The following is a 7,018-nucleotide window of genomic DNA, read 5'->3' as shown; positions in this document are numbered from 1 at the left end:
AAAATCCTTATAATCAGAAAGTTAAACTATATTTGGTCGGGATTACTGGACTCGAACCAGCGACCTCATCGTCCCGAACGACGTGCGCTACCAACTGCGCTAAATCCCGCTTTTATTGGCTGCAAAAGTACATAAAATCTGATATATTTCAAAATAAAAAGGCAAATTTTAAACTTTTTTGAAAGAAAAGTGCGGAAAAATTTGGTGGAATCAAATAAAAGTACTACCTTTGCACCCGCAAATGAGAATTCTTGTTTGTTCATATTAGTTGGTGCCATAGCTCAGTTGGTAGAGCAAAGGACTGAAAATCCTTGTGTCCCCGGTTCGATTCCTGGTGGTACCACTTCTTATTAGAAGCCGAATCTTCGTAACAAGATTCGGCTTTTTTAATTTCCCTAATGTTTTTATAGATTTCGTTTTAATGGCACATTGACACTTATGAAAACGTTTGCGTGTAAAAAGTGAAACGAAAACGTTTGCTGTATCAGAATTTTGGCTACCTTTGCAGCGTAAAAGTAAATCATAAAAACCAAAATAATATATATCTACTAAACATTTTAGTTTAAAATGAAAAAAACTTATTTACTGCTTTTAGCGGGTATGTTTGCTTCCGTTGTTTTTGCGAACAACAAGCAGACCGTTAAAATTGATGGTAATGTCTCAGACAAAACCGTCACCGAGATCACCTTCGATGGTGATAACGTAACGCTCAATTATGCGGACAATTCTTCTGAAACGAAGGATATGTCGCTTGTGTCTCTTTCTTTTTCTTATGATTCTACTACAGGAATCAACAAGATAGAAGAGGTCAAGAAGTCATTGCAGGGTAAGGTTTTTAACCTCAATGGTCAACTCGTAGGTAATTCTCTTGAGGGATTGTCTAAGGGTATCTACATCGTGAATGGTAAGAAAGTAATTATCAAGTAAAAAAGGAGGAACGTAAAATGAAGAAAATGGTATTTACTTTGGCACTCCTCTTGATGAGCTTGAGTGCAGCCATGGCTCAGACATGGACATTTGGTGCAATGAGCGAGGCTGATAAGGCTTTATGTGCAGCTGATGCCAATTGGGTATTGGGAACTGATCGCTACGGCTATACCTTAGCTTTGGAGAAAGCGGCTCTTGTTGCAAATGGCTCAGAATTGGCTTATACTAAGGGCTTGAAGTTTACTGCTGGTGCTCCTGCTGATAAATCCGAAGGAAAAGCAAAAGTCCGCTTGAACTATGGCTCTTCTCGCCTGGAATTGAACGGAAATGGTGTTTCTTTGACTATTCCAAGTCTGAAGGCTGGTCAGAAAGTAACAGTTAGCTGCAAGACTGGTAGTACTTCTACTGCTCGTTGCTTAGATGCTACTAACTTGACTTCGGTTTCTGGTTCTTTTGGTACTCCTACAAAAGATCAGGTTACCAACGTAGGAACTGTAACTGCTGATGGTGATGTCGTGTTGAAAACCAATGGTGGTGGTATGAACATTTATAGCATCAAGGTTGAGACTGTAGGTGGCGGATCTGCTGTTACTCCTGGTTCTACCGACAAAATTACCAATGCCGTTGCTCGTAACAGCAAGGTCAATCAGATGTATGTTACCACCAATGCTGGTGATGTGAAGTATTATAATACTGCCGACTTGACAAGTGTTAAGTTCGAAGGTGACAAGACTATTATTACTCCTAAGTCTGGTGCAGAGAATGATGAGTATGATGCTTCTGTTCAAGCCATCAGTTTTGCTAAGAAGGCCGATCAGGACGAAAGTGGTGATGTTGAAAATCCTGCAGGTGTGATTCAGATTACTGAGGCAAAGGGCTGGCAGGAGTCTGCCTACTTGAAGTGGGCTCCATTCGAGGGCGCTTCTTCTTATAATGTATATGTAGATGACAAGAAGATTGATGCTCAGTTGATTCGTCAGTATGCTTCTTACTATCGTGCTGATGTTCTCGGTTTGAAGGCTGGTACTTATTCTGTAAAGGTTGTTCCTGTCAATGCTGAAGGTACAGAGATTACTGGTGCCAATACTGCTTCTAACTTGGTAGTAAAGAGCTACAATCGTGAGGGCTTTGCTCATTTCAAGTATGATGGTGTAGGTGCTTATAATAATGATGGTACTTTGAAGACTGGTGCTAAGATCCTGTATATTACAGCCAAGACGGCCAAGACTGTTTCTACAACAGTTGATACAGGAAAGCTAGAGACGATTACGGGTCTTCAGTCTATTATTGATGCTTATCAAAAGGGTGAGGATACAACTCCTATCGTCTTCCGAATCATCGGTAAGGTAAGCCTTTCTGACTTGGACAGAATTTCAAGTTCTGCAGAAGGTTTGCAGATTAAAGGTAAGGGTGCTCACTCTGAAATGAACATGACTTTCGAAGGAGTCGGTGATGATGCTACTGTATATGGATTTGGTTTCTTGCTTCGTAATACCAAGAGTGTAGAGTTCCGTAACTTTGCTATCATGCGTTGCCTGGATGATGCTATGTCTCTTGATACTGATAACTCTCATGTATGGATTCACAACATGGATCTCTTCTATGGCAAGAAGGGTGGCGCTTCCGACCAAGCCAAGGGTGATGGTACTGTAGATATCAAGGGTGACTCCCAGTATATAACTGTAGCATACAACCGCTTCTGGGATAATGGTAAGGCTTCTATGTGTGGTATGACGAGTGAAAGTGGCCCTAACTATATCACTTATCACCACAACTGGTTCGACCATTCAGACTCTCGTATGGCTCGTATTCGTACTATGAGTGTTCACATGTACAACAACTACTATCAGCACAATGATGTTTATGGTATTGGTGCAACCAGTGGTTCAAGTGTATTCATGGAGTCTAATTACTTTGATGCTGTTAAGCGTCCTATCATGAGCTCTTTGCAGGGTACTGATGCTATGGGTGATGGTACTTTCTCTGGTGAGAAAGGTGGCTTGATTAAGGCATACGGCAATGTATTTGCCAACAAACCTGATAACTTCAGCTATATCACATACGCAAACAATAATACAAGTTTTGATGCTTACGAGGTTTCTGCCCCAAGTGAGCAGGTTCCTTCAAGCGTAAAGACTTTGGTAGGTGGTACTTCTTACAACAACTTCGATACCAACTCAAGCCTCATGTATGCATACGCTGCAGATAAGGCAGAAGATGTTCCTGCTATTGTAGAAGGATTCTATGGTGCAGGTCGTTTGAATCATGGCGATATTGATTTCGTTATTCCTGATGAGACAGTCGTAACAAATGGTCATCAGCAGCCATGGCCTGCTTTGGCAAGCATTCTTGATGCTTATACTTCTGGTGTTGTTAAGGTGTTCGGTGAGAGCAATGCAACTGGCGAAGGTGGTTCTACTGAAGGTGGCGAGACTGGTGGTTCTGGTTCTGGCGAAGGTTCTGGTGAAGGTGGTAGCACTGGTGGCTCTACTGGTGGTTCAGAAGGTGGCAGCACAGTAACTCCTATTGAGGGTACTGTAACATGCAGCTTTACTGTGAACGGAAAAGAGGCTGTTCCTTCTAATAGTGCATTTGTTTTGACAGGTGAAGCTAAGAATGTTAAAAAGGAAGACACAGTTATTGAAGGTACAACTTATACAGCAAGTCTTAAGATGGAAAGTAAAACAGAAGTTTCTTTCACCACATCTCAGAAGATGACTCTGTATGTATATTATGGTCTTTCTGGTGCAAACACTAATGTAAAGGTAGATGGCGTAAAGCAGACAGGAGCTCCTACAACAGTTGTGCTTGAGGCAGGTGCTCATAAGATTACAAAGGGTGATACAACTACAATCGCTCTCATCAAACTTGTACCTGTAACAGAATAATAAACACATGTTTTTCCCAATGAGGGAAGGAAATATAACGTGAAACAAACTAAGGGCTGTCTTTTCATGATGAGGACAGCCCTTTTTTCTCAAAACAACAAACAAAACTAAACTTTGCAATGAAACATATAAACCCTATTCTTTCAGTACCATTCAAGGTAACTTGCCGTAAAACCATCTTGGCTGCTGCTTTATTTTGTGGCTTCTCAATGATGGCAAATGCACAGATTCAGGATGGTCGTGACTTCTCAATGGATGGCTTTGCTGCCTACGAAGGTGTTCCTGGTTCTAACTGGTATCGTGCAGGTGGTACTACTGGTGGCGCTGGTGGCAAGGTGGTAAAGGCTGATAACTTCTCTCAACTGCAGGCCTATCTCCAGGCAACTGACCCATATATCGTTATCGTAGATCATGATATTACTACAGGCATCAAGTGCTATGTGGATGATCTGAGTACTGGTCGTTTGCTTGATGACCAGAGTGGTAAGTCTGGCGTGGAGTCTGTCTATGGCGAGCGCATTATGGTTGCTCCTAACAAGACTTTGATTGGTGTGGTGGACCCTGCAACAGGCTTGGCTCCTCTCTTTTCTCATATCACCTTCGTGATGCAGTCGGTTGATAACATCATTATCCGTAACTGTCGTTTCACTATGAAGGGTGTACCTGTGCTCAGAACCGGTGAGAATAAGATTGTGGCTTGGCGTAATGGTGCACAAGTAGAAGTGGGCGACCCTGACTGCATCGGAATCCAGGCTGATAAGGTAAGTGCCAAGACCAACTGGGGTGGACATATCTGGGTTGACCACTGTGAGTTCTTCAATGGTGATGCTGCCAACAAAGACCGCTATGATGGTTTGCTCGACTGCAAGAACAATGTGCAGTGGATGACTTTCAGCTATAACTATTTCCACGACCATGACAAGAGCTGCTTGTGGGGTAAGGGTGATTCAGATGTTTATGAAAACTGTCGTACCATCTCTTTCCACCACAATTTCTTTGATAATATCCAAGGTTCTCGTCTTCCTCTCCAACGTGGTGGTCATGTACATTATTATAATAACTATATGCGTGGTTGTGAGGATGGTTGGGATATTCGTACGGGAGCTGTGGCATACGAAGAGGGATGCTATTTCGAGAATACAAAGTCGCCTATCCGTTCAGACAGAGGCGGTAGCTTGAATATTTCTAAAGCTGAAGGTTATGACTGCATCTATAAGGGTTGTAACAACTTGATGGAGGGTTACACCAATATTGATGGCGCTAAGATAAGTAAAAGTTTTGGTGTGACCAAAACCGATTGGGTTCCTACTCAGACCGTAGCCTCTTACACCCAGCATTATCTCGACAAGACGGTGGATGTTCCTGCCATCTGCGAGAAGTATTCTGGTGCAGGTAAAGTGGAAATCTGGAAGGCTTATACCAATGAGATTCCAACAACAGATGTAGCAGAGTTCGATCATGCTATCAAAAACTACGATACAGCCAAAACTTTTGATGCTAACGGAAATACCATGTCTGGTGCTACTACTGGCATCTTATTTGCAGAAAAAACATCAGAAGCAGGAACCTCTCGTATAGAATATTATGATTTGGCGGGTTCCCATCTTTCTGCACCTCAAAAAGGAATCAATATTGTAAAGAAGATCAACTTTGATGGTATTGCAAGCGTAAAGAAAGTTATTTTCTAACGAGAAAGTTGTTTCTAATAAGTGATTTTTTTCATAGAGATATGGATAGAAACGGATAAAAGTTTCTTGCCAGATTAACTACAAAACGGACAAAAGCTCGATAAAAACAGGCTTTTGTCCGTTTTTTATTTATCTTTGTCTGATATATGTCTTGTTGTTTTTACGATATTTTGTACTTTTGCAAGCGAAACAATTCAATAAAACAATAAACCTAAAAGATTAAACTAACAATGAATGTAATCTTGAGTAAATCTAAGAGAAATATTTTTTCTCGTGGCATTGTTCTTCATCGGGTATTATCCGATAAGCAGATTCTTACGGATGTTGTTGTCATCGGTTTAAACCAATCAATTATTTGATTATTTTTGCATAAAAAATGAAGAAATTATTTGGAAAAGCCATGTTGCTGGCTACAGCGCTCTTGTTCTCTATCACAGGAACAAGTTGCAGCAGCGACGATTCTCCAGTTCCTGAAAAGGAGAAAACATACGATATGAGCGGTTTCGCTAAGGGAGCCGATGTCAGTTGGCTCACAGAAATGGAGCAGGACGGTGTGAAATTCTATAATCAGAATGGCAAGGCAGAGGAATGCATGTGGCTTCTTCGCGACCTTGGTACAAATGCAATCCGCCTTCGCGTGTGGGTAAATCCGGAAGGTGGTTGGTGCGGTAAGGATGATGTCATCGCCAAGGCAAGTCGTGCTCAGGCGCTCGGCTATCGCTTGATGATTGATTTCCATTATTCTGATACTTGGGCAGATCCGGGAAACCAGAAAGTACCTGCTGCTTGGCAGGGTTATACTTTCGAGCAGATGAAACAGGCGGTAGCTAATCATACCAAGGATGTATTATCTGCCTTGAAAGAGAGAGGGGTCACCAACGTAGAATGGGTACAGGTGGGTAATGAAACCCGTGATGGAATGCTCTTCAGCAGCGATGAGGCTGTAACTGGTAAAGCGTCAAAGAATGCTGCCAACTTTGCTGCTTATGTCAATGCTGGCTATGATGCCGTGAAGGAAGTTTATCCACAGGCTAAAGTCATTGTGCACGTGGATGAGGGTAATAATCTCGGCCGTTATACCTGGCTCTTTGGCGAATTGAAGAAGAAGGGTGGAAAATGGGATGTCATCGGTATGTCACTTTATCCAGAAGATAACAATTGGCAGGAATTAACCACCAGTTGCCTGAATAATATCAAGACTTTATCAGCGATGTACAATTGCAATGTCATCGTTTCAGAGATAGGTATGTGGTGGGGTTCTGATCAGGCTGCGCCAATGATGGAGAAGATGGTGGATGGCTGCAAGGCTATTCCTACCTGCGAAGGTATCTTCTATTGGGAACCTGAGGTTTACAACAACTGGAAGCCTGCCAACTATAGTACTTTGGGTTGGGGTGCTTATACCAAGGGAGCTTTTGATAACTCTGGTAAACCAACTGCTGTATTCGATGCATATAAATAAGAATATTAAATAACAATACTCTGTTAATTCTTATGTAATCGATTGAAAATGAG

General features: G+C 41.9%; 4 protein-coding genes and 2 tRNA genes. 5 read left to right on the top strand and 1 reads right to left on the bottom strand.

The genetic code is table 11. The features are described from left to right. Positions 1-33: 33 nt before the first annotated feature. A tRNA-Pro gene (locus tag DW917_RS13020) sits at positions 34-109 on the bottom strand. A 161-nt stretch (positions 110-270) separates the two neighbouring features. On the opposite strand from DW917_RS13020, the gene DW917_RS13015 reads away from it, so the two are divergent. The 5 genes from DW917_RS13015 to DW917_RS12995 all read left to right on the top strand — a co-directional run bounded on the left by DW917_RS13015 (position 271) and on the right by DW917_RS12995 (position 6,965). Then, positions 271-343: transfer RNA gene (locus DW917_RS13015), tRNA-Phe, on the top strand. Between the two features lie 224 nt (positions 344-567). Beyond that, positions 568-927: a subtilase gene (locus tag DW917_RS13010; RefSeq protein ID WP_118119388.1), complete on the top strand. Its 360-nt coding sequence runs from the start codon at positions 568-570 to the stop codon at positions 925-927. Positions 928-944: 17 nt separating this feature from the next. After that, complete coding sequence (locus DW917_RS13005) at positions 945-3,815, top strand: pectate lyase (RefSeq protein ID WP_233524738.1); 2,871 nt, start codon at positions 945-947, stop codon at positions 3,813-3,815. Positions 3,816-3,934: 119 nt separating this feature from the next. Continuing rightward, positions 3,935-5,503: a polysaccharide lyase family 1 protein gene (locus tag DW917_RS13000; RefSeq protein WP_118119386.1), complete on the top strand. Its 1,569-nt coding sequence runs from the start codon at positions 3,935-3,937 to the stop codon at positions 5,501-5,503. Between the two features lie 376 nt (positions 5,504-5,879). Beyond that, on the top strand, positions 5,880-6,965 hold the full coding sequence (locus tag DW917_RS12995) for a glycosyl hydrolase 53 family protein (RefSeq protein ID WP_118119384.1): 1,086 nt from the start codon (positions 5,880-5,882) through the stop codon (positions 6,963-6,965). Positions 6,966-7,018 lie beyond the last annotated feature (53 nt).

Origin of the sequence: Prevotella sp. AM42-24, from assembly GCF_003461825.1 — a bacterium.
GTDB classification, from domain to species: domain Bacteria; phylum Bacteroidota; class Bacteroidia; order Bacteroidales; family Bacteroidaceae; genus Prevotella; species Prevotella hominis.
This window is presented reverse-complemented; position numbering and strand designations above follow the sequence as displayed.